This is a genomic window from Priestia sp. P5_B4, from assembly GCF_056400385.1.
Genome location: NZ_JBFULJ010000751.1, coordinates 1 through 1,875, shown reverse-complemented (window position 1 = coordinate 1,875; position 1,875 = coordinate 1). Strand labels below are relative to the sequence as shown.

Genomic DNA, 1,875 nt, shown 5'->3' with positions numbered 1-1,875 from the left:
GAAGACGCTGACATGTACTTTGAACTCCGTCTTCGTGCTTTAAAAGATCATCCCGAAAGTTTTATTTTAAGTTATGAAGAAGAATATGAAAAAGAAATTGCTGACATCCGAAATTATTTTCCAAGCAGCCAATCAGAATTTGTAGTAGGAGCTTTTATGGAAAAACAGCTTGTGGGGATCGTAGGGTTTCAGCAGCAAAAGCCTTTAAAAGTTCAGCATAAGGGAGATATTTGGGGGATGTACGTAGCCCCTGAAGCAAGGGGGAAGGGTCTTGGAAAGAAGCTGTTAAAAACCGCTGTTGAACAAGCTTTTTCAAAAACAAATGTTTTGCAAATCTACCTGGCCGTCGCTGCTAAAAATGAAGGAGCAAAAGCCCTATACAAAAGCCTCGGTTTTACTTCTTATGCGTATGAAAAAAGAGCTCTTCAAGTAGATGGTGAATTTATCGATGAAGAGCATATGGTATTGTCTATAAAAAGCCTTTGATCATATCAAAGGCTTTTTTGTGTGGGAAAAATTTAGCTGAAACGTATAGAGATGGAAGCACATTCCCCATAAATATGCTATGATTTAACATATAGGATTATGGAGAGGCGAGGCAGCAGATGGAAAAACTGATTGAATTAAAAAATGTTGCAAAAGTATACAAAAAACATACCGTATTAGAAAACATTCACACGACCCTTTATAAAGGAGAGACTGTGGCGATTGTTGGAAAAAACGGTGCGGGAAAAAGTACGTTTTTAAAGCTAATTGGCGGATTATCTAAACCGACTAAAGGGACAGTTCACCTTCATAAAGAAACCGGTACGCCTGGATTTGTGGTGGAACAATTTCCTCAGGAGCTGCGTTTTACGCTAGCAGGTTATTTGCAGCACATGGGACGAATTCAAGGATTGTCTAAGAAAAAGCGCAGCTCTAGAATTGAAGAGCTGCTCGAAACTTTCGAAATGGTAGAGTTTAGACATGAAGAAATCATTTCTTTTTCAAAAGGAATGAAGCAAAAAGTCAACATGATGCAAGCGCTGCTGAGTTCTTCTAAGCTGCTATTGCTTGATGAACCTCTATCAGGATTAGATGCTCGTGCTCAGCTAGAAGTAGAACGAATTTTTACAAAGCTCAAAGAACGAGGGATGACCATTGTATTTACGTGTCATGAAGAAAGGCTCATTCATGCTGTAGCTGATCGTGTTATCACCATTGGCTCAMAGCGCATTTTAAAAAATGAGCGCGTTCAACTCATTGAGCATTTAACGGTTATTGAGGCAAATGTCATTCTCAATAAGCCGCTTCGCTTATTAAAAGAAAAGTGCACGAAAATTGAACAGCATGGAAACTACTGGATTTTTTATATAGATAAAAAATATGTAAACGAGTTTCTTGCAGAATTGCTTGCTGTTCAAGCTGAAGTTGTAAAGCTATATCATATGGAAAGGGAAGAAATTTAAGATGGGTGCATTGATTCGCTATCATTTTATTACATACATTAAATCGTATCGATATATTCCGCCGCTTGCACTTTATATTATTTCGTTGTGTATGAACTATACATATAGACCGAACCCGGTGCTTGATAGCTTTTTTAATACGGCACTTTTCCTCTTTTTTCTAACCACTTGGTTTACGATGTCGCTGTTTCACGCGGAAGATTCCAGTCAAGAAGTTATTACAAAACTTCACGTAGGGAAAAAGAACAAGTACTTTATGAGCAAGCTTATTAGCTGTATGCTGCTGTTTACATTTTTATCAGCGGTTTCCATTGCTTATCCTGTGCTCCTTAATATGTTTGAAGTGGACATATCCACTAAGCAAATGGCGTTTGGGTTTATTATTCACTGGACGTTTAGTTTGCTTGGTATGAGCATAGGCCTTATT

At 38.0% G+C, this 1,875-nt stretch carries 2 protein-coding genes and 1 pseudogene; all 3 read left to right on the top strand.

What is annotated here, in order from left to right:
* The coding region (locus AC1DRF_RS25530; RefSeq protein ID WP_477742019.1) for a GNAT family N-acetyltransferase at positions 1-486 on the top strand (486 nt) is incomplete at its 5' end.
* Positions 487-605: 119 nt separating this feature from the next.
* On the top strand, positions 606-1,448 hold the full coding sequence (locus tag AC1DRF_RS25525) for an ATP-binding cassette domain-containing protein (RefSeq protein WP_477742018.1): 843 nt from the start codon (positions 606-608) through the stop codon (positions 1,446-1,448).
* A gap of 1 nt (position 1,449) precedes the next feature.
* A pseudogene (locus AC1DRF_RS25520) lies at positions 1,450-1,875 on the top strand (ABC transporter permease); the annotation flags it as partial.